Annotated in this window: 18 protein-coding genes; 4 read left to right on the forward strand and 14 right to left on the reverse strand. The window is 58.8% G+C overall.

The window, feature by feature from the left end:
* The 4 genes from AS89_RS0106675 to AS89_RS17105 all read left to right on the forward strand — a co-directional run bounded on the left by AS89_RS0106675 (window position 1) and on the right by AS89_RS17105 (window position 6283).
* Window positions 1-339 carry a hypothetical protein gene (locus tag AS89_RS0106675; protein ID WP_010131695.1) on the forward strand — a complete coding sequence of 113 codons (339 nt, stop codon included), beginning with the start codon at window positions 1-3 and terminating at the stop codon, window positions 337-339.
* The gene (locus AS89_RS0106680; RefSeq protein WP_010131696.1) at window positions 332-2035 is read left to right on the forward strand and encodes a Na(+)/H(+) antiporter subunit D; all 1704 of its coding nucleotides are present in this window, start codon (window positions 332-334) and stop codon (window positions 2033-2035) included. Before AS89_RS0106675 ends, AS89_RS0106680 begins: the two co-directional genes overlap by 8 nt.
* A 198-nt stretch (window positions 2036-2233) precedes the next feature.
* Window positions 2234-4165 carry a 1-deoxy-D-xylulose-5-phosphate synthase gene (gene dxs / locus AS89_RS0106685; protein WP_010131697.1) on the forward strand — a complete coding sequence of 644 codons (1932 nt, stop codon included), beginning with the start codon at window positions 2234-2236 and terminating at the stop codon, window positions 4163-4165.
* A gap of 327 nt (window positions 4166-4492) precedes the next feature.
* Window positions 4493-6283, forward strand: coding sequence for a DUF885 domain-containing protein (locus AS89_RS17105; RefSeq protein WP_010131698.1), 1791 nt, complete (start codon window positions 4493-4495; stop codon window positions 6281-6283).
* A 70-nt stretch (window positions 6284-6353) separates the two neighbouring features.
* Here AS89_RS17105 and rsgA read toward each other — a convergent pair whose 3' ends face one another.
* From rsgA to glyA, 14 genes are all read right to left on the reverse strand, one after another.
* Window positions 6354-7481 carry a ribosome small subunit-dependent GTPase A gene (rsgA, locus tag AS89_RS0106695; protein WP_010131699.1) on the reverse strand — a complete coding sequence of 376 codons (1128 nt, stop codon included), beginning with the start codon at window positions 7479-7481 and terminating at the stop codon, window positions 6354-6356.
* A gap of 628 nt (window positions 7482-8109) precedes the next feature.
* A complete protein-coding gene (gene ribA / locus AS89_RS0106705) occupies window positions 8110-8718 on the reverse strand; it encodes a GTP cyclohydrolase II (protein WP_010131702.1) in 609 nt (202 codons plus the stop codon).
* A gap of 31 nt (window positions 8719-8749) precedes the next feature.
* A complete protein-coding gene (locus AS89_RS0106710) occupies window positions 8750-9397 on the reverse strand; it encodes a retropepsin-like aspartic protease family protein (RefSeq protein ID WP_237709644.1) in 648 nt (215 codons plus the stop codon).
* Window positions 9398-9403: 6 nt separating this feature from the next.
* Window positions 9404-9928, reverse strand: a complete 525-nt coding sequence (locus AS89_RS0106715; RefSeq protein ID WP_010131704.1) for a phosphatidylglycerophosphatase A family protein — start codon at window positions 9926-9928, stop codon at window positions 9404-9406.
* Window positions 9929-9949: 21 nt separating this feature from the next.
* Complete coding sequence (gene thiL, locus AS89_RS0106720) at window positions 9950-10930, reverse strand: thiamine-phosphate kinase (RefSeq protein WP_010131705.1); 981 nt, start codon at window positions 10928-10930, stop codon at window positions 9950-9952.
* Window positions 10931-10937: 7 nt separating this feature from the next.
* Window positions 10938-11378 (reverse strand): transcription antitermination factor NusB, encoded by a 441-nt coding sequence (gene nusB / locus AS89_RS0106725; protein ID WP_010131706.1) that lies wholly within the window; start codon window positions 11376-11378, stop codon window positions 10938-10940.
* A gap of 16 nt (window positions 11379-11394) precedes the next feature.
* Complete coding sequence (gene ribH / locus AS89_RS0106730; protein ID WP_010131707.1) at window positions 11395-11865, reverse strand: 6,7-dimethyl-8-ribityllumazine synthase; 471 nt, start codon at window positions 11863-11865, stop codon at window positions 11395-11397.
* 215 nt (window positions 11866-12080) lie between these two features.
* Window positions 12081-13196: a bifunctional 3,4-dihydroxy-2-butanone-4-phosphate synthase/GTP cyclohydrolase II gene (ribBA, locus tag AS89_RS0106735; protein ID WP_010131709.1), complete on the reverse strand. Its 1116-nt coding sequence runs from the start codon at window positions 13194-13196 to the stop codon at window positions 12081-12083.
* A gap of 58 nt (window positions 13197-13254) precedes the next feature.
* Window positions 13255-13917 (reverse strand): riboflavin synthase, encoded by a 663-nt coding sequence (locus AS89_RS0106740; RefSeq protein WP_010131711.1) that lies wholly within the window; start codon window positions 13915-13917, stop codon window positions 13255-13257.
* Window positions 13918-13960: 43 nt separating this feature from the next.
* Complete coding sequence (gene ribD / locus AS89_RS0106745) at window positions 13961-15094, reverse strand: bifunctional diaminohydroxyphosphoribosylaminopyrimidine deaminase/5-amino-6-(5-phosphoribosylamino)uracil reductase RibD (RefSeq protein WP_010131712.1); 1134 nt, start codon at window positions 15092-15094, stop codon at window positions 13961-13963.
* Complete coding sequence (gene nrdR / locus AS89_RS0106750) at window positions 15094-15573, reverse strand: transcriptional regulator NrdR (RefSeq protein WP_010131713.1); 480 nt, start codon at window positions 15571-15573, stop codon at window positions 15094-15096. The genes ribD and nrdR overlap by 1 nt, the downstream gene beginning before the upstream one ends.
* Window positions 15574-15729: 156 nt before the next feature.
* Window positions 15730-16188: a Fur family transcriptional regulator gene (locus AS89_RS0106755; RefSeq protein WP_010131714.1), complete on the reverse strand. Its 459-nt coding sequence runs from the start codon at window positions 16186-16188 to the stop codon at window positions 15730-15732.
* Between the two features lie 112 nt (window positions 16189-16300).
* On the reverse strand, window positions 16301-17398 hold the full coding sequence (locus AS89_RS0106760; RefSeq protein ID WP_010131715.1) for an extracellular solute-binding protein: 1098 nt from the start codon (window positions 17396-17398) through the stop codon (window positions 16301-16303).
* Window positions 17399-17737: 339 nt separating this feature from the next.
* The gene (gene glyA, locus AS89_RS0106765) at window positions 17738-19003 is read right to left on the reverse strand and encodes a serine hydroxymethyltransferase (RefSeq protein ID WP_010131716.1); all 1266 of its coding nucleotides are present in this window, start codon (window positions 19001-19003) and stop codon (window positions 17738-17740) included.
* Between the last annotated feature and the right edge of the window lie 91 nt (window positions 19004-19094).

Consider the following 19094-nt stretch of genomic DNA (forward strand, 5'->3'; position numbering starts at 1 on the left):
ATGAGTGGTGAAAAACAGGATTTCTTCGACAATCCAAACAACGTCCGCAATATGCTGCGGGTGTTCTACGTTATGTGCGCACTGCTGTTTGCGGCGGATTTTGTGTTGCATCGCCACACCGAGTTCCGTCTCGAGGGCCTGCCCGGCTTCTACCCCATCTACGGTTTTGTCGGCTGTGTGATTCTGGTATTTGCGGCGAAATGGATGCGCACCTTTCTGATGCGCCCGGAAGACTATTACGACAAGCGGGAGCTGACCGACTTCAACAGCGATGGCGGCAATATGTCATCGCATGAGGACACCAACACCCCTTTGAACGGAGGGCAACAGCGTGCTTGAAGTTGCACCGTTTATTCCGTTCTTTCTCGCTGCTGCGCTCGGGCTGTTTCTGCGCGGCTGGCTGCGCGCGGTGCTGTTTATCGCGGTGCCGGTACTTGGCCTGGCCAACTTGTGGCTGCTGGGCGCCGGCGGTGCCGGTATTGAGTTTGGCCACTACGCCATTCTCGATTTCAATTTACTGCTGTTCAAAGCCGATAGGCTGAGCCTGCTGTTTGGTTATCTGTTCCATATTGCCGCGCTCATCTCGGTTATCTACGCCCTGCATGTACGCGACACGCTGCAACAGGTGGCCAGCATGCTGTATGCGGGCAGTGCCCTGGGCGCCGTGTTCGCCGGCGACCTGCTGACCCTGTTTATTTTCTGGGAACTTCTGGTCCTGACCTCGGTATTCCTGGTGTGGGCACGTCGCAGTGGCCGCGCCTACGTCGCCGGCCTGCGCTACTTCACCCTGCACATCCTTTCCGGGTTGCTGCTGCTCGGCGGGATCATCTTCTACGGCCAGACCCACGGCACCCTCGAATTTGGCCAGATCGGGCTCGACGGCCATGCCTACAGCTGGATGATCTTCCTCGCGTTTGGCATCAAGTGCGCCTTCCCGTTTTTCCACAATTGGCTTACCGACGCCTACCCGGAGTCCACGCCTACCGGTACCGTATTCCTGAGTGCCTTCACCACCAAGGTGGCAGTGTATGCACTGGCGCGGGCCTACCCCGGCACCGAGCTGCTGGTTTACATCGGCGCCACCATGGCCTGCTTCCCGATTTTCTATGCGGTGATCGAAAACGACCTGCGTCGGGTGCTGGCCTACAGCCTGATCAACCAGTTGGGCTTTATGGTGGTGGGCATCGGTATCGGCACCTCACTCGCCATCAATGGCGCCGTGGCCCACGCGTTTAATGACGTGATCTTCAAGGGACTGCTGTTTATGTCCATGGGCGCGGTGCTGCATGTCACCGGCAAGATCAATGGCTCTGAACTGGGCGGGCTGTACAAGAAGATGCCCAAGACCACGGTGCTGTGCATCATCGGTGCCGCGTCCATCTCGGCCTTCCCGCTGTTCAGCGGCTTCGTCAGCAAGTCCATGGTGATGAGCGCAGCGATCAAAAACGGCTACGACTGGGTATGGCTGATCCTGCTCTTCGCATCCGCCGGTGTATTCCACCACGCGGGCATCAAGATCCCCTACTTCGCTTTCTTTGCGCACGACGCCAAGCTGCCGGCGCGCGAGCCGCCGGTGAATATGTTGATTGCCATGTCTATCGCGGCCGCGCTGTGTCTGATCATCGGTATTTATCCACAGGCGCTGTATAGCCTGCTGCCTTACGAGATTTCGTATACCCCTTACGACGTGACCCACGTGCTGACCCAGCTGCAGCTGCTGTTCTTCTCCGCGCTGGCGTTCGTTTGGCTGAACCTGCGCCACCTGTATCCACCGGAACTGCCGTCAGTGAACCTGGACGTGGAGTGGATTTACCGCCGCCTGGTGCCCGATGCCATGCGCGGCCTGTTCAGCCGCCTGTTCGCGCTCGACAACCGCCTGCGCAATGTCGCCGTTGGCGGCGTGGCGCGCCTGGTGGAAGGGGTGGCCAGCCACCACCGCGCCGACGGCATCATGGCGCGCAACTGGCTCACCGGCAGCATGGTGGCCGGAGTGGTGCTGCTGCTGGGTCTCTACCTGATACTGGGGTGGCTTTAACCAGATGTAAGGGGCTGTCCGGCGCTGCGGGACAGCGGGTTGGGCACTGACCGGGGAGCCGTGCGCCGCGCAGGATGCAATCTCTCCGCGGGGGGCATACAATTCCCTTCTTATATCAGTTGCAATTGATACCTTAGGCCGCCGATTCGACTTCACGGAAGCATGCGGCGCCTGAGGCTGCCCGATTCAGGACCCTTGATGTTCGACGAGATCCCCCGCCAGCGCCCGCAGACTCCGCTGCTCGACCAGATTGACGAGCCAGCCCAGCTGCGCGCCCTGTCGGAAAAACAGCTGCCAGAACTGGCAACCGAATTACGTGAATACCTGCTCTACTGCGTAGGCCAGACGGGCGGCCACTTTGGCGCCGGTCTCGGCGTGGTCGAGCTTACCATCGCCCTGCACTACATCTACAACACCCCGGAAGACCGTGTGGTGTGGGATGTGGGCCACCAGACTTATCCACACAAGATTCTTACCGGCCGCCGCGAGCAGATGCTCAGCATGCGTCAGCAGGGCGGCCTGTCCGGCTTCCCCAAGCGCAGCGAAAGCCCCTACGACACTTTCGGTGTCGGGCATTCCAGTACCTCCATCAGCGCCGCACTGGGCATGGCGCTGGGCTCCCCGGACGAGCGCAAGGTTGTCGCGGTGATCGGCGATGGCGCCATGACCGCAGGTATGGCGTTTGAAGCCTTGAACCACGCCGCACACACCGGCAAAGACATGCTGGTGGTCCTGAATGACAACCGCATGTCTATCTCCAAGAACGTGGGCGGCCTCGCCACCTACTTCGCGCGTATTCTCGCCAGTAAGACCTACCTGAACATGCGCGAGGGCAGCCGCAAGATCCTGTCGGCCATTCCCAAGGCATGGCAGCTGGCACGCCGCACCGAAGAGCACGTAAAGGGCATGATTACCCCCGGCACGCTGTTCGAGGAATTGGGCTTCAACTATGTGGGTCCGCTGGACGGCCACAACATGCAGGACCTGGTACACACCCTGCGCAACCTGCGCAATCAGCCCGGCCCGCAACTGCTGCACGTGGTTACCACCAAGGGCAAGGGCTTTGGCCCTGCGGAAGAAGACCCGGTGGGTTACCACGCGCTGAACAAGCTGGAGCCGGAGCCCAAGGTACAGGTCGCCGTGTCGCCGGAAGCAGCGGCAACCGCGAAGAAGAAAGGCCCCAAGTACCAGGATATCTTCGGCCAGTGGCTGTGTGATATGGCCGAGCAGGACGACAAGCTGGTGGCGATCACCCCGGCTATGTGTGAAGGCTCTGGCATGGTGGAATTTGCCGAGCGTTTCCCGGAGCGCTACCACGATGTGGCCATCGCCGAGCAACACGCCGTCACCCTGGCCGCTGGCCTCGCCTGTGAAGCGCAGAAGCCGGTGGTGGCGATTTACTCGACCTTCCTGCAGCGCGGTTACGACCAGATGGTGCACGACGTGGCGATCCAGGACCTGGATGTGACCTTCGCCATCGATCGGGCCGGCCTCGTTGGCGAGGACGGCCCGACCCATGCTGGCAGTTTCGATCTTACCTTTATGCGCTGCCTGCCAAACCTGGTCATTGCTGCGCCGTCTGACGAGAACGAGTGCCGCCAGCTGCTCTACACCGCTTATCAGCACAATGGCCCATCCGCCGTGCGTTACCCGCGCGGTACTGGCCCCGGCATCGAGATTGAAAACAACATGACCGCTCTGCCTGTGGGCAAAGGGCGCGTTGTGCAGGAAGGCAGTAATGTGGCGATCCTGAGTTTTGGTACGCTGCTGGCGCCGGCCCGTGAAGCGGCAGAAAAACTCGGCGCGACCCTGGTGGATATGCGCTGGGTGAAACCGCTGGATGAAGCGTTAATCGACCGGCTGGCGGACAGCCACGATTTGCTGGTCACGCTGGAAGAGAACACCATCGCTGGTGGCGCCGGCAGTGCCGTATCGGAATATCTGAATCAGCGCATTATCCCGGTGCCGCTTCTACAGCTGGGCTTGCCCGACAAAATAATTGAGCACGGCAAGCACCCAAAACTACTCGCAGAAATTGGCCTCGACGCCAAGGGTATCGAGGAACAGATTCGCGAGCGCCAGAACCAGATGCATCGGGCGCAGTCAAACGGCCAGGCTGCTGCAATTTAAAAAGTAACGCGCTAAATTGTCGAATCGAAGGTCAAGTACCGGGTATTCGTTTTCAAAAGTGGCGGCAGATCACAGTGCGGAGCATTTGGAAACCGCTGTGAATACATCCCTGTAAGCTCCGTCGCAAGCCTCCCTGTTTGCGACGGTTTCCAAATGCTCCACCCTGTGCTCTGCCTTAGCATCGACGTAAAACTCCTCGAATACACGCAAAATAAAATAGAGACTGGTAGTTAAATGTCCCTAACTGAGACCATAAAAAAGACCCTTCACGCAAAAACTCTTGGGTTATCTGCATTACTCCTACTTGTCAGCGCAAACTCGCAGGCAATGGAGCAACGCGCCTTCGACAAAGCCGTGGAGGCGCTGCCCAAGACGAGCGCCAGTGAAAAGCTAAGCGCCCTGCAAGATCTTCGCTACCGCTGGATCATGGAAAGTTATCCGGAGAACGCGACTTACCGGGGTTACCCTGGTGTGGAGCGCGAGTGGACCGATCAATCCCTCAAGAGTATCGAGCGCCGCAAAGGCCAGACCCGCAAGCTACTTGCCATCAGTCGCCGGCTCAATGAAGACAAGCTCAGTGAGAGCGAACAACTCGACTATCAGCTGCTGTATCAAGACTTGCTGTTAGAGGTACGCGGCTTCCAGTTCCCTGAGCACCTGCTGCCGATCAATCATATGAGCGGCATCCAGCGCAGTGTACCGGCAGTCTTAAATGCAATGCCCAAACGCACCGCCGCGGACTATGAAGATATTCTCGCGCGCCTCGACAAACTGCCGGGCTTGATCGAGCAAACGAAAATTCTGCTGGAACTCGGGATCGAACAGAAGCTCACACCACCGCAAATTACCCTGCGCGACCTGCCCACCCAGATTCGCGCACTGATACCGCAGGATCCCGCACAGAGCCCGCTGCTTAAGGCATTCAATGACATGCCGAAAAGCATTACCGTAACGCGCCAGAGCAGGCTGCGCGCGCGGGCACACAATATTTACCGCAAGTCACTGGTGCCAAACTGGCAGCGCCTTGCCGAATTCGTGGAACGGGAATATATCCCGCAGGCCAGCACCGAAACCGCATTCACCAAAAACGCCGACGGTATCCGCTGGTATGCGCACAAGGTGCGTGAGCAGACCACGACCGACCTGAGCCCGGAAGAGATCCACCAGATCGGCCTCGCCGAAGTGCGTCGCATCCGCGCGCAGATGGATGCGATCATTGAAAAGACCGGCTTCGATGGCGACTTCAAGGCGTTCACCGATTTCCTGCGCAACGACCCGCAGTTCTACCACGAGACCCGCGAAGACCTGCTGAAACAATACCGGGATATCGCCAAGCGCATCGATGGTGAAATTCCCGCGCTGTTCCGCACCCTGCCCAGGCTGCCCTACGGTATCAAGCGGATTCCGGAGTACTCGGAGAAATCCCAGACCACTGCCTACTACCAGCCAGGCTCAATGGAAACCGGGCGCGCTGGGGTGTTCTTCGCCAACACCTACAACCTGAAAAGCCGCCCCATCTGGGAAATGGAAGCACTGACCGTGCACGAAGCCGTTCCCGGGCACCATCTGCAAATTGCGCTCGCGCAGGAACAGCAGGATATCCACCCGCTGCGGTGCACCAAGATGTACACCGGTTACGTGGAAGGCTGGGGGCTTTATTCCGAGAGCCTCGGCTACGACCTGGGCCTGTACCAAGACCCGTACAGTGAGTTTGGAGCCCTGACCTACGACATGTGGCGTGCCGTGCGCCTGGTGGTCGATACCGGCATGCACCAACTGGGCTGGAGTCGCGACGAAGCCATTCGCTACTTCATGGACAACAGTGCCAAGCCAGAGCACGATGTGGTGGTGGAAATTGATCGCTACCTGGTGTGGCCGGGCCAGGCCCTCGCCTACAAGGTAGGGCAGATGAAGATTCTGGAAATCCGCGCGCGCTCGGAAGAGGCTCTTGGCAGTAACTTTGATATTCGCCAATTCCATGACGCCCTGTTGGGTGCCGGCGCCTTGCCACTCAATGTACTTGAGACGCGTATGAACCGCTGGATCGAATCTCAGGGCGGCAGCCTCAGCCAGGCCCCCGCGGCGGAGGATTCAGTAGGGCAGGCAGCACTTAACTAATTCACCTGCCACAAAAAAAGGGCCGCAAACGCGGCCCTTTTTTTGTGCTGATGCAAAGTCAGTGCAAACATCATGTGCGGTTTTTATTGGCACGCGCATGGTTCTGTACCGAGCGATACAACTGACTCAACGAGCGGTCAGCAGCTCGCGATTCCGCCAGCGTTTTGCTGTTGCGTGCCACTTCCCTCTCCAGCTTGCGCCAGTTGTGCAGGCGGCGGGCATCCAGCTCACCCTCTTCGATTGCCCGCTGCACGGCACAGCCGGGTTCTGACTCATGGGCACAATCCGCAAAACGGCACTTCTCCGCCAACGCCGAGATGTCGGCAAAGGTCGCCTGCAGCCCCTCGTGGACATCGGCCAGCGCCAACTCGCGCATACCCGGGCTGTCCAGGACCAAGCCGCCATCGACGATTGGATAAAGCGCACGATGACGGGTGGTGTGGCGCCCCTTGCTGTCATCTTCGCGAATCCCGCCAGTGGCGGCCACTTCGGTCCCGGCGAGGCTGTTCAGCAACGTGGACTTGCCCACCCCGGAGGAACCGAGCAGGGCCAGGGTTTCGCCGCTGCGGCAATATTCCCGCAACGGCGTGACACTCTCTGCGTCCAGGGCGTTTACCAGCACCACAGGCAGGTCACCGTGCCCCCTGAGTGCCTCGCGGAATGGTGCATGGTTTGCCTCCAGGTCCGCCTTGGTCAGCACCAGGCAGGCGCGACAACCCGCTTCCTTCACCAGCGCCAGATAGCGCTCAACCCGCGACAGGTTGAAGTCGTGATTACAGGAAGACACGATCAGTACGTTATCCACATTGGCGGCGATCAGCTGAACCTGTTTGGCACCCGGCGCCATACGCTTGAATAGACTGCTGCGCTCCAGCCGGCGCACGGGCTTGCGGCTGTCGCGTGCCAGCAGCAGCCAGTCCCCCACCGTGGGGCGCTCTGCGGCACCTTCAAACAGGGCACCGCTGACCAGTACGGCCTCTTCCCCATGCTCACCGCATACGTCGATCTGGCTGCGGTGTACCGCCATGACTTTTACCGGCTCGCAATCGTTCAGCTCATCGAGGCTGAGTTGCTGCTGAAAAAAGGGCTTCCAGCCAAGCCGCTGGAGTGGCGATTCGCTACTTGCAGGTGTTTTAACGCCCACTGCGGAGGCGCCACGCCGAAAGGTGGGGCGGCGTGAAATCAGGGATTTACTCAATGTCCTAAACCCTCAATGGTGCCCAGCGCATCAGTTTGAGGAACGCTGCGGGCACGAATGACTTGGCCACAGAGCACAATGTCTGGGCGCGATCAGGCGGGGTTTCGATGGAAGAAACGAAACCCGACAACAGGAACTTGCCGGGCAGAAGGACTGGATACGAAAAGATCAGTCGCAGCTGGTCCGGCGGAAACTGGAAACACTCATGAACCATTCTCCACTGGTGAAATTTCGCACAACTTATCAGCCTTGCGGGATAACCGCAATAGCCGCGAAGCGGCAGGCACTGGTTACGCGCCAAAATCGCAAGGCCGGCGGTAAAATAATTTGCCCGCCCCCAGAACGAACGAAAGCCGGCAAAAGCCGGCTTTCTATATCCTAGCGCTGACGGTACATCACCTTTCTCGACCTTCAGCGATCAGATAACTACGAGTATAGACACCACTGGTGATTCCGCAGTCCCAAAGTACTTCGCTTGCTCTTCCTGAGCTTGTTGCAGAATCAGTATCTTGCTCGCCTATAGATTGGCGTTTTCCCGTTTCCTTTACATGACGCTTTTATGAAAGGTTTGTGACAACGAAAACCACTCGCAGTCACCAACTCCCTTTGCCCGGGTCAGCGAGAGCGATCACTTGTCAGAGTTTTCATCCCCGTCGAACAGGTGCCCCAGCTTGCCCTTCTTGGTGGACAGGTAATTGACGTTGTGCGGGTTGCGCCCGGATTGGTGGGGAAGTCGCTCGGCCACTTCGACGCCGAGATCCTGCAGGGCTTTTACCTTGCGCGGATTGTTTGTCATCAGGCGTATGGACTGGATACCCAGGTGGTCAATCATCGGCTTGAGGATCGAGTAATCGCGCATATCCGCACCGAAGCCCAAGCGTTCATTCGCCTCAACGGTATCGGCGCCCGCATCCTGCAGGTGGTAAGCACGGATCTTGTTCAACAGACCAATGCCGCGCCCTTCCTGGCGCAGGTAAAACACAGCACCGCGTCCCTCGGTGGCAATGCGGTGCAACGCATACTGCAACTGCGCACCACAGTCACAGCGCAGGGAGAACAGCGCATCGCCGGTCAGGCACTCGGAATGGATACGAGCCAGAACCGGCGCATCGGTATCGAGGTCTCCCATACTCAGGACAACGTGCTCTTTGCCGTTCTCCACTTCCTCGAAACCGTGCATCTCAAACATGCCCCAAGAAGTAGGCAGTTTGGAAGATTCCACATAGCGAATGGTCAAGCTGATACCTCGCGATCCATCAAAATCGTCATCAATTGCGCGCACGCAGCAGTAACAGTCCATCCTGCTGCTGCATATCCACGCGACTCAAAAAACTATTGCCCAATAGTGTCACACTGGGGAAGTCGCTACCCAGCACGGTAGCGTCCACGTTGTGTACCGTGATGCCACCGATGGTGACGCTGTCCAGTTGCAGCCGGTACGCCTTTTCCACGCCACTGGCGGTAGAGACCGTCATGGGCCTGGCCCGCGACAGGTCCAGCCCCAGGCTTTTTGCCGTGGGGTAGTTAAACGCGATACTGGTGGCACCGGTGTCCACCATCACATTCACCCGGCGCCCATTGATCCATGCGGTGGTGCTGTAATGACCACGGCTGTCTGCATTCAGGCGCACTTCAGCGCGCTTGGCCTCGGCATAGTTTGCCGCGACCGGCGCCGCCAGGGTCAACTTCTGCTCACGCCCATCGATACGTACCAGGGCATGGTCACTGGTTACCGACACCAGTGTCACGCCCTCCGGTGAGGTTTTACCGGACTTCAGCAGGCGCTGCTTGCCATCCACCTGGAACATCGCGCTGCTGCCGAAGATGGCCTGCAAACGCACTTCCTGTGCACTGCTGATGGCTGGCACCAGCAAGGTGACAGCGAATAGGAGTAAACCGCGCAGCATCATTGGCATCCCGCCTCAGAGTGTGTGAATCAAATAAGCCGTGCCCTGCAACACCAGCGCGGCGTAAATTCCTGCCAGTATATCGTCCACCATGATCCCCAGACCACCATGCACACGGCGGTCGGCCCAGCCGATGGGCGGGGGCTTGGCGATATCGAAAATTCTAAACAGGACAAACCCGTACAGAGCCCACAGCCAGCCCGCCGGAGCCATAAACATGGTGAGCCAGTAACCCACGAACTCATCCCATACGATGCCGCCGTGATCGTGCACGCCCAACTTTTTGGACGCTGCGCCGCACAGGTAGCAACCCACCACAAAGGTAATCGCAAGTACCGCCAGGTAGGCCAGCGGCGACAAAAACTGCAGTCCGTACCAGAGAGGAACCGCCGCCAGGGTACCAAAAGTCCCCGGTGCCTTTTTGGCGAGCCCGGAACCAAACCCAAACGCAAGTAACAACACCGGGCTGCGCAGAAGCTCTGCCAGGGTGGGCGTTGGCTTGGGCGCGGGCGCCTGAGTTGTCGTCGAATTGGTGCTCATGCTGTTGTTATTCTCCAGCGCTCAAAAGTGTCGGAAGCCGGTGCCGCCTGGCTGCCAGTCCTCGCCATACAGTCGACAGCGTACGCCGCTCTCCGCCTGCATACGCCCCACCGCAGTAATCGGTAACTGCAGCGCACCCAGCGCCCGCAGGTGCTGCTCCGGGACGGTAAAACAAAGCTGGTAATCGTCCCCGCCCGTAAGCGCGGTTTCCAGGGCCTGCTCCCCTTTTATACTCTGCGCCAGTGGCGCTATCGGCAAACGCTCAAGATCCAGCTCAGCGCCGAGGCCACTGGCCTCGCCGATATGCGCAATATCGCCGAGCAGGCCGTCGGAAATATCCAGTGCCGCGCTGGCAAAGTCACCAATGGCCCGGGCCACGGCAAATTGCGGTTCGGGAAAATAATACGCCGCATCGACTTGCTGTTGCTGTTCGGCACTGCCTTCGATCTCGCCCAGCACAATGGGCAGTGCGGCGGCACCCGCACCCAGTATATTGGAGACAAATATATGATCACCAACACCCGCGCCGTCACGCCGCAGAGGCGCATCACAGGCACCGGTGACTTGAATGGTGATCGATAATGGTCCCTTTGTCGTGTCACCGCCGACCAGCGTAATGCCAAATAGCTGAGCCGTCTCAGAAAGCCCGCGCGCGAAGGGCTCCAACCAGTCGGGGTTGCTCTCGGGCAACGTCAACGCAAGCGTAAACCACAGGGGCTCTGCGTTCATCGCGGCAAGATCGGAGAGGTTGACGCGCAAAGCACGGCTGGCGATGCGGTAGGGATCGGCGCTTGCGGGAAAGTGTACGTCCGCCACAAGGGTATCGACACTGGTGGCGAGGGTTTTACCCGCGGGAGGGCTCAGCAGCGCGCAGTCATCGCCAATGCCCAACACCACACTCTGGTCTGCACTACCCTGGCTGCCAGAACGGGGCTGGCCCTCGGTTTGAAAACGGGAGGAAAAGTACTCCCGAATCAGTTCAAATTCACCGGGGCCGGGCATGCGCAATTTAGCCTTTATCGGCCTTTACTTCGACACTGCGCTCTTTGGCTGCAACCTTGTCGAGAATACCGTTAATAAACTTGAAGGCGTCGGTGGGGCCAAACTTTTTTGCCAGGGCAACGGCTTCGTTGATCACGACTTTATAGGGCACGTCGATACGGTTTTTCAGCTCGAAGGTAGACATGCGCAGCAGCGCACGGGATACCGGGTCAAGCTCTTCCACGTCGCGATCCAGGTATTCGCTATAGATACCTTCAATCTCGTCGAGGTTTTTCGCCACGCCGTGCAGCAACTCGCGAAAGTACGGCACGTCGGTTTTGCTCATATCGTTGTCGGTGCGAAACTCGGCTTCGATAGCATTCAAGTTTGAGCCGGCCATTTGCCACTGATACAGGGCTTGCATGGCGTAGTGGCGAGCCTTGCGGCGGGCAGATGCGGTTACGGTCATTTCAATTCAGTCCGGTTTAGATTTTGCCCAGCAGGGAAACCATTTCGAGGGCGGTTTCCGCGGCTTCACAGCCTTTGTTACCGGCTTTGGTGCCGGAGCGCTCGATGGCCTGCTCAATGGAGTCTACGGTGAGGACACCGAAGGTCACAGGGATGCCGGTGTCCATGGATACCTGGGCTAGGCCTTTGGTACATTCGCCAGCTACATATTCGAAGTGCGGGGTACCGCCGCGGATCACTGCACCCAGGGCAATGACTGCGTCGAACTTTTTGCTCTGGGCAATTTTTTGCGCGGCCAGCGGGAATTCGAAAGCACCCGGGGCGTAGTAAATGGTGATGTCTTCTTCCTTGATGCCTTTGCGACGCAGGGTGTCCAGCGCTCCGTCTTTCAGGCTTTCTACAACGAAGCTGTTCCAGCGGCTTACCAGCAGCGCGTACTTACCGGTGCTGCCTACGAAATCCCCTTCGATAACTTTGATCTTGCTCATGGTCTCTTTCCGTTTCTGTTTTCCACTTTGAGCCCTTGGTATCTCTTTGGCCCTAGAGCAGTGGCGGCGGAGCACCGGGTATAAGTTTTCAGGACCGCTGTGAACCCATCCCTGGGCGCTGCGGCGCAAACTTCCTGTTTGCGACGCTCCTGAAAACTTATACCCGGCACTCCGCCTTCGATTCAAAAATACGGGGGCTTACACCCCATGTTTTCCTAGATTTCTTCCGCGTTCAGGTACTCTTCAACTTCCAGATCAAAACCGGAAATTGCGCTGAACTTGAACGGCGCACTCATCAAGCGCATTTTGCGCACTTTCAGATCGCGCAAAATTTGCGAGCCGGTACCTACCTGCTTGTACACCAGATCCTGGCTCGGGCGCTGTTGCTTACCGCTGATCAGCCAGTCGATGCTTTCTTCAATTTCATCGGTGGTTTCGTTGTGGCAAATCACCACCACGACACCCTTGCCCTCTTCCTTGACCTTTTTCAGCGCACTGCGGAAGGTCCAGGGTTCGTACTTTTCGTCACCGCGGCGCAGGCTGAATACGTCGCGCAGGGTGCTGGCCACGTGTACGCGTACCAGAGTCGGTTCTTCCGGACTGAAGTCACCGAGGCTGAAGGCGAAGTGGCGCTCGCGGCGCGCTTTGTCGAGGTAGGTGCGCAGTTTGAACTCACCGAACTCGGTGTGTACACGACGCTCGTTCACGCACTCAACGGTTTTTTCGTTGAGGGCACGGTAGTTAATCAGGTCGGCGATGGTGCCGATCTTGAGGTTGTGCTGCTTGGCGAACTTTTCCAGGTCCGGGCGGCGGGCCATGGTGCCGTCTTCGTTCATGATCTCGACAATGGCAGCGGCGGGCTCGAAGCCGGCCAGGCGAGCCAGGTCACAGCCGGCTTCGGTGTGGCCGGCGCGGCTCAGTACACCACCGGGCTGGGCCTTGATCGGGAAGATATGGCCGGGCTGCACAATATCGGAGGGCTTGGCGTTGCGGGCAACGGCCGCGCGGATGGTGCGCGCGCGGTCGGCGGCGGAGATACCGGTGGTAACGCCTTCGGCGGCTTCGATGGAGACGGTGAAGTTGGTGCTGAACTGGGCGCCATTGTCGCGAGACATCAGCGGCAGGTCGAGCTGCTCACAGCGGTCGCCGGTGAGGGTCAGGCAGATCAGGCCGCGGGCATGGGTGGCCATAAAGTTGACGTCTTCCGGGCGCACCTGTTCGGCGGCGATGACGAGGTCACCCTCGTTCTCGCGATCTTCGTCGTCCATCAGGATAACCATTTTGCCCTGACGGATATCGTCGATCAGTTCTTCAACGCTATTCAGTTCCATAACTCTCTCAATATTGTCGTCGGTGCCTTAGGGACCCGCACATTTATGTCTTTTCGCTTCAGGCCTTGTAAAAGCCATGCTGGGCGAGAAATTCCATGGTCAGTCCGTCGCTCTTCGGCTCGGCCGCGGCATCCCCCAAGAGTAGCCGCTCCAGGTAACGCGCAATCAGGTCCACCTCCAGGTTGACCTTGGTGCCCGCCTGATAACCGCCGATCACGGTTTCCGCGATGGTGTGCGGCACGATGGTGAGTTCAAATTCCGCGCCATCCACCGCATTTACGGTGAGGCTGGTGCCATCGATGGTGATCGAGCCCTTGTGGGCAATGTATTTGGCCAACTCTGCCGGTGCGCGCAGGCGAAACTGCTCGGCGCGGGCCGCGGGCTTGCGCCACACCACTTCACCGATACCATCCACATGGCCGCTCACCATATGCCCACCGAGGCGGGTCTGTGGCGTCAGCGCCTTTTCCAGGTTCACCTTGTCGCCTAGCTTCCAGCCCTGCAGGGTGGCGACGGCGAGGGTTTCTGCCGAGACATCCGCCCAATAGCCGTCACCGGGCAGGTCAACGACGGTCAGGCACACGCCATTGGTGGCAATACTGTCACCCAGTTTGACGTCAGACAGGTCAAGCTTGCCAGTGTGTACCCGCAGGCGCAGGTCTCCGTCCTTCGGCTGAAGGGCGACGATCTCACCTACGGCTTCAACGATTCCAGTAAACAAATCAGTTACCTTTTCACTACCTGTTGCTAGCTTTCGCCCGCAGTTAACGCTCGATATCGGTGGTTGCGGTGATGCGCCAGTCGTGGCCAACCGCGCGCATGTCGGTAATGGTGATGGGCAGCATGGAGCCCATACGCTCAATCGGCAGCTCGAACAGCGGTCGGGCGCTGGAGCCAAGAATCTTCGGCGCCACATAGACGATGACTTCATCCACATGCCCCTGGTAGATAAAGGCGCCAGAGAGGGTCGCACCGCTCTCGATCAGCACCTCGTTGCACTCGCGGCGAGCGAGTTCCTGCAACAATTGCCCCAGATGCACCCGGCCTTCCTTATCGGCAGGCAGCGCTAGCACCTCGGCGCCTGCTTTTTCCAGGCGTGCGCGGCGCTCGGGGGCCGCGGCATCGGTGGTGACCACCAATGTGGGGGCGTCCCCCTGCAAAATAAAGGCCTTGGCGGGGGTGCGCAGCTGGCTGTCAACGATGACCCGCAGCGGCTGTTTCTCTGCGGCGGCTGCGGCCAGCTCCGCTGGCAGCGCCATCTCGTCCGGGCGCACATTCATATTCGGGTTGTCGTAGCGCACCGTGTCCACGCCGGTGACCACCGCACAACTGCGCGCGCGCAGCGCCTGCACATCTGCGCGTGCCGCGGGGCCGGTGACCCACTTGGATTCACCACTGGCCATAGCGGTGCGGCCGTCGATGCTCATTGCCGACTTGCTGCGCACCAGTGGCAAACCGAGGGTCATACGCTTGATAAACCCGGGGTTCAGTGCCCGGCAGGATTCTTCCAGCAATGGGCCTTCTACTTCAATGCCCGCATCGCGCAGTTTTTGTAACCCGTTGCCACTGACACTGGGGTTGGGGTCTTCCATACCGAACACCACCTTGGCCACGCCTGCGGCGATCAGAGCATCGGCGCAGGGGCCGGTTTTGCCAGTGTGACTGCAGGGTTCCAGGGTGACGTAGGCGGTCTTGCCACGCGCCTGCTCACCGGCATCCCGCAGCGCTTCGATTTCTGCATGGGGCTCACCGGCACGCTTGTGCCAGCCCTCGCCGACAATATTGCCGTTGGCATCTGCGATCACACAGCCAACCCGGGGGTTGGGCATTGTGGTGTACAGGCCGCGCTCGGCCAACTGAACGGCGCGGCCCATCAGTTCTCTGGGGCTGAGGGCCATTACTTGACCTCTCCTGGTGATTTCTCGTGGGGCGTGTTCAGGCGCTCAATCTCGTCACTGAAATCGCTGACATCCTCGAAACGGCGATAAACCGAAGCAAAGCGTACGAAAGCCACCTGATCCAGCTCGCGCAGCTGCTCCATGACCAGCTCGCCGATATGCCGCGCAGGCAGCTCGCGCTCACCGGTTGCCTGCAGGGAGTGCTTGATCTGGGCGACTGCGGCCTCCACCCGTTCGGTGCTCACCGGGCGCTTTTCTACCGCGCGCTGGATGCCCGCCCGCAGCTTGTCTTCATTGAAGGGCTCGCGATGGCCGTTTTGCTTCACCACCCGTGGCAGGAGCAATTCGGCAGTCTCAAAGGTGGTAAAGCGCTCGTGGCACTGCAGGCACTCACGACGGCGGCGTACCTGGTCGCCATCGGCAACCAGGCGGGAATCTACGACTTTGGTTTCATCTGCGCTGCAGAAGGGACAGTGCATGGGGAGAGGGCCCTCGAAAAAGTGGGCCGCAGTTTAACACATAAGTGCTATTTCCCCGCTATGAGGCTCCAAAGGGGGGACATGCACAAGGAGTGCAGCCTAGAGTGTTCGACAGGCAACTCAGGATAGAGGGTAAAGACCAATTCTTGCAGGCGTTTAAGCGGCACACCGATCACACAGACCGGGCAATTCCAGCGCCGGGCTGCGCAATTGCCACCCGACATCAGCCGCGCCCTTGCGCAGAGTCTTGACCACTTCGCTTTTCACCGCGATCTCTTTCACCGTCCCGCAGCCTTCGCAGATTAAAAACTGTGGGATTTCGTGGTCATGATGACAAGCAATATGGGAACAGGCGACAAACTTGTTGGCAGAAACCAGCTTGTGCGCGAGCCCATTCTCTACGAGAAAATCCAACATCCGGTAAACAGACATGCCCTGAATGGACTCGCCAGTCTCTTCCCGATATTGATCGACGATTTCATAGGCAGAGAGTGGTGCGGACGACCTCAAGAGCAGACTCAGGATACTCTGGCGCTTATCAGTGAAACGCACGCCATTCTCGCGGCAGCGCTCTGTAGCACGCTGCATAATCTGTTTAACCTGAGTCTGATTCATTCGGGGCTCCCACCTGCAAGGCCAACGATTCTAGCAGCTCTGGTTAGTTGGCTAAACTCGGCGCGGCTACACGGAAGGTGCACAGCCGCCTCTCAAACCGAGATATCGCCGACTAGATCTTCTCGCGCTCAATAATGCGCTGCCACAACTTATGACGCAGGGCGAGCACACGGGACTTGGTGGCACTGGGAATCCAGGTGCGCTCCAGCTCCTGTGGGCGTGGATAAACGGCCGGATTGCTCAACAGTGCCGGATCCACCAGGCTCTGCGCGGCCACATTCGCGTTGGCGTACTGGGTTTCGTTACTGATGTTGGCAATTACGCTCGGCTGCATCAGGTAGTTGAGGAACTGGTACGCAGCATCCACATTGCGCGCGTTGCTGGGTATCGAGAGGACATCAATCCACAACGGAAAACCCTCTCGCGGCATCACATAGCGAATTTCAAAGTCCTTGCCCGCCTCTTCCGCCATCTGCTGGGCGACGAGCACATCGCCGCTCCAGGCGTGGGCGATACAGCGTTCACCACTGGCCAGCTCTTCTACGTACTCCCCGGAATCAAAGTCGTTGATATGCAGGCGCACCCTGGACAGCAGGTTAGCCACCATGTACTGGTGGGCAATGCTCATGGAGTTGGGATCTTTCTCGAGGTACTTGAGTGCCACGTCAAAAATCTCCTCGGGGGAGCGCATCAGGGTGGCATTGCAGTGATGGAGTTTACCGAGGTACTCGGGTGCAAACAGCAGGTCCCAGCTATCTTCCGGCAGGGTACCGCCGAAGGCCTTCTCTACGGCCTGGACGTTGTAACCGATGCCCACGGTACCCCACAGGTAGGGAAAGGCATACTGGTTGCCCGGGTCAAATTGATCCAGGCGCTGCATAAATTTGGGGTCGTTTTGCGACCAGTTATCGATGCGGTCGCGATCGAGTTTCTGCAGCTGGCCCGCCGCAATATATTTGGGAATATTATCGGAGCCCGGCACGATCACATCGAAGCTGCGACCTCCCTTCAGCCAGAGTTCCTCGAGCTCTTCGATATCATCGAATTCGTAATAGTGCACCTTGATGCCGGTAGCGGCTTCAAAATCGGCAAGGGTGTCTTCAGCGATATATTCAGACCAGTTGGCGACGTGCAATTCGCGCGCCTGGGCACTCAGGCTGAAGGCAACAACGGCGGTCAGGACGACCAACAAACGGGATACTGGACGCATGCTTTACTCTCGCTCCGCGGTGGGTTCAGCGCTTTGCCGCGGCAATCCCGCCTCACGCACAAAGCATCGAATCCTGAAACCGCTTGGACCCGAAAGTACCGGCCGTTTTCGCAGACCGTCAATCAGCAACACTTCCCTGATGCCGCCAAAAACCTAAGCAAATACTACGCCGAAGGGCGCAACAATGCAGACCCGAAGTTCACTTCGGTTTTGAGGCCGCGTATTAAAACAGAAACCGTGTCGTGTTTCACAGTCCGGCGAACAATTTTTCCGGTTAATTTTCTCAGAAAGAAAAAAGGCTCCTAAAAAGGAGCCTTTTTAATACGTTGTTGCCCGCTATCAGTTTTTATAAACCGGGAACTTCGCACAAATGTTGAGCACTTTCGCTTTTACGTCGGCGATGGTTGCGTCCGCATCGCCCTTCTCAAGCGCGTCCAGCAGATCGCAGATCCAGTTGGTGAGCTGCTTGGTTTCTTCTACACCGAAACCGCGCGTGGTAATGGCCGGAGTGCCGACACGCAGGCCGCTGGTGATAAACGGGGAGCGCGGGTCGTTCGGTACCGCGTTCTTGTTTACGGTGATGTTGGCGTTGCCCAGGGCTTCGTCTGCATCCTTACCGGTGTATTCCTTGCCGATCAGGTCCACCAGCATCAGGTGGTCATCGGTACCACCGGACACGATGTTGATACCGCGGTCGAGGAAGGTCTCTGCCATCGCACGCGCGTTCTCAACAACTCTCTGCTGGTAATCTTTGTATTCGGGGCTCATGGCTTCCTTGAAGGAAACCGCTTTGGCCGCGATCACGTGCATCAACGGGCCGCCCTGGCCGCCCGGGAATACCGCGCTGTTCAGCTTCTTCTCGATCTCTTCGTTGGCCTTGGCAATGATGATGCCGCCACGGGGGCCGCGCAGGGTTTTGTGGGTGGTGGAGGTCACCACGTCTGCGTGGGGAACCGGGGATGGGTAGACGCCCGCGGCAACCAGACCAGCAACGTGGGCCATGTCGACCATCAGGTAGGCACCTACCTTGTCGGCGATTTCGCGGAAACGCGCCCAGTCCATAATGCGGCTGTAGGCGGAGAAGCCGGCAACGATCATCTTCGGCTTGTGCTCAAGCGCCAGGCGCTCTACTTCGTCGTAGTCAACTTCACCAGTTTCGGCGTTCAGGCCGTACTGCACCGCGTTGTAGATCTTGCCGGAGAAGTTCACCTTGGCACCGTGGGTCAGGTGGCCACCGTGCGCCAGGCTCATACCCAGAACGGTGTCGCCCGGGGCGCACAGTGCCTGGTATACCGCGGCATTGGCCTGGGAGCCAGAGTGCGGCTGGACGTTGGCGTAGTCGGCGCCGAACAGCTCTTTGGCGCGCTGGATGGCCAGGGCTTCTACCTTGTCGACGTACTCACAGCCACCGTAGTAGCGCTTGCCCGGGTAGCCTTCGGCGTACTTGTTGGTCAGCTTGGTGCCCTGAGCTTCCATCACCTGCGGGCTGGTGTAGTTCTCCGAGGCGATCAGCTCGATGTGCTCTTCCTGGCGGCGGTCTTCGTCCTGGATGGCAGACCACACATCCGGGTCGTATGAAGAAAGGGTGACGGATTTATCAAACATGGTATTCCCTCGGATGATAAGGCGCGAATCGCGCAAGCATAATCTCGACAAGGGCAAATACCGACCCGTTATGACCGGCCCGCCCCCAGAA

The sequence above is a fragment of the Microbulbifer agarilyticus S89 genome, from assembly GCF_000220505.1.
Taxonomy (GTDB): Bacteria; Pseudomonadota; Gammaproteobacteria; order Pseudomonadales; family Cellvibrionaceae; genus Microbulbifer; species Microbulbifer agarilyticus_B.

What these genes read in the sequence shown, in the direction of transcription:
- AS89_RS17105 (WP_010131698.1), top strand. Translation starts at nt 4,493, where the DNA reads ATGGAGCAACGCGCCTTCGACAAAGCCGTGGAGGCGCTGCCCAAGACG.
- AS89_RS0106710 (WP_237709644.1), bottom strand. Translation starts at nt 9,397, where the DNA reads ATGCCAATGATGCTGCGCGGTTTACTCCTATTCGCTGTCACCTTGCTG.
- ribH (WP_010131707.1), bottom strand. Translation starts at nt 11,865, where the DNA reads ATGAGCAAGATCAAAGTTATCGAAGGGGATTTCGTAGGCAGCACCGGT.
- AS89_RS0106715 (WP_010131704.1), bottom strand. Translation starts at nt 9,928, where the DNA reads ATGAGCACCAATTCGACGACAACTCAGGCGCCCGCGCCCAAGCCAACG.
- AS89_RS0106755 (WP_010131714.1), bottom strand. Translation starts at nt 16,188, where the DNA reads ATGAATCAGACTCAGGTTAAACAGATTATGCAGCGTGCTACAGAGCGC.
- ribD (WP_010131712.1), bottom strand. Translation starts at nt 15,094, where the DNA reads ATGGCCCTCAGCCCCAGAGAACTGATGGGCCGCGCCGTTCAGTTGGCC.
- nrdR (WP_010131713.1), bottom strand. Translation starts at nt 15,573, where the DNA reads ATGCACTGTCCCTTCTGCAGCGCAGATGAAACCAAAGTCGTAGATTCC.
- glyA (WP_010131716.1), bottom strand. Translation starts at nt 19,003, where the DNA reads ATGTTTGATAAATCCGTCACCCTTTCTTCATACGACCCGGATGTGTGG.
- nusB (WP_010131706.1), bottom strand. Translation starts at nt 11,378, where the DNA reads ATGACCGTAACCGCATCTGCCCGCCGCAAGGCTCGCCACTACGCCATG.
- thiL (WP_010131705.1), bottom strand. Translation starts at nt 10,930, where the DNA reads ATGCCCGGCCCCGGTGAATTTGAACTGATTCGGGAGTACTTTTCCTCC.
- AS89_RS0106675 (WP_010131695.1), top strand. Translation starts at nt 1, where the DNA reads ATGAGTGGTGAAAAACAGGATTTCTTCGACAATCCAAACAACGTCCGC.
- AS89_RS0106760 (WP_010131715.1), bottom strand. Translation starts at nt 17,398, where the DNA reads ATGCGTCCAGTATCCCGTTTGTTGGTCGTCCTGACCGCCGTTGTTGCC.
- ribBA (WP_010131709.1), bottom strand. Translation starts at nt 13,196, where the DNA reads ATGGAACTGAATAGCGTTGAAGAACTGATCGACGATATCCGTCAGGGC.
- dxs (WP_010131697.1), top strand. Translation starts at nt 2,234, where the DNA reads ATGTTCGACGAGATCCCCCGCCAGCGCCCGCAGACTCCGCTGCTCGAC.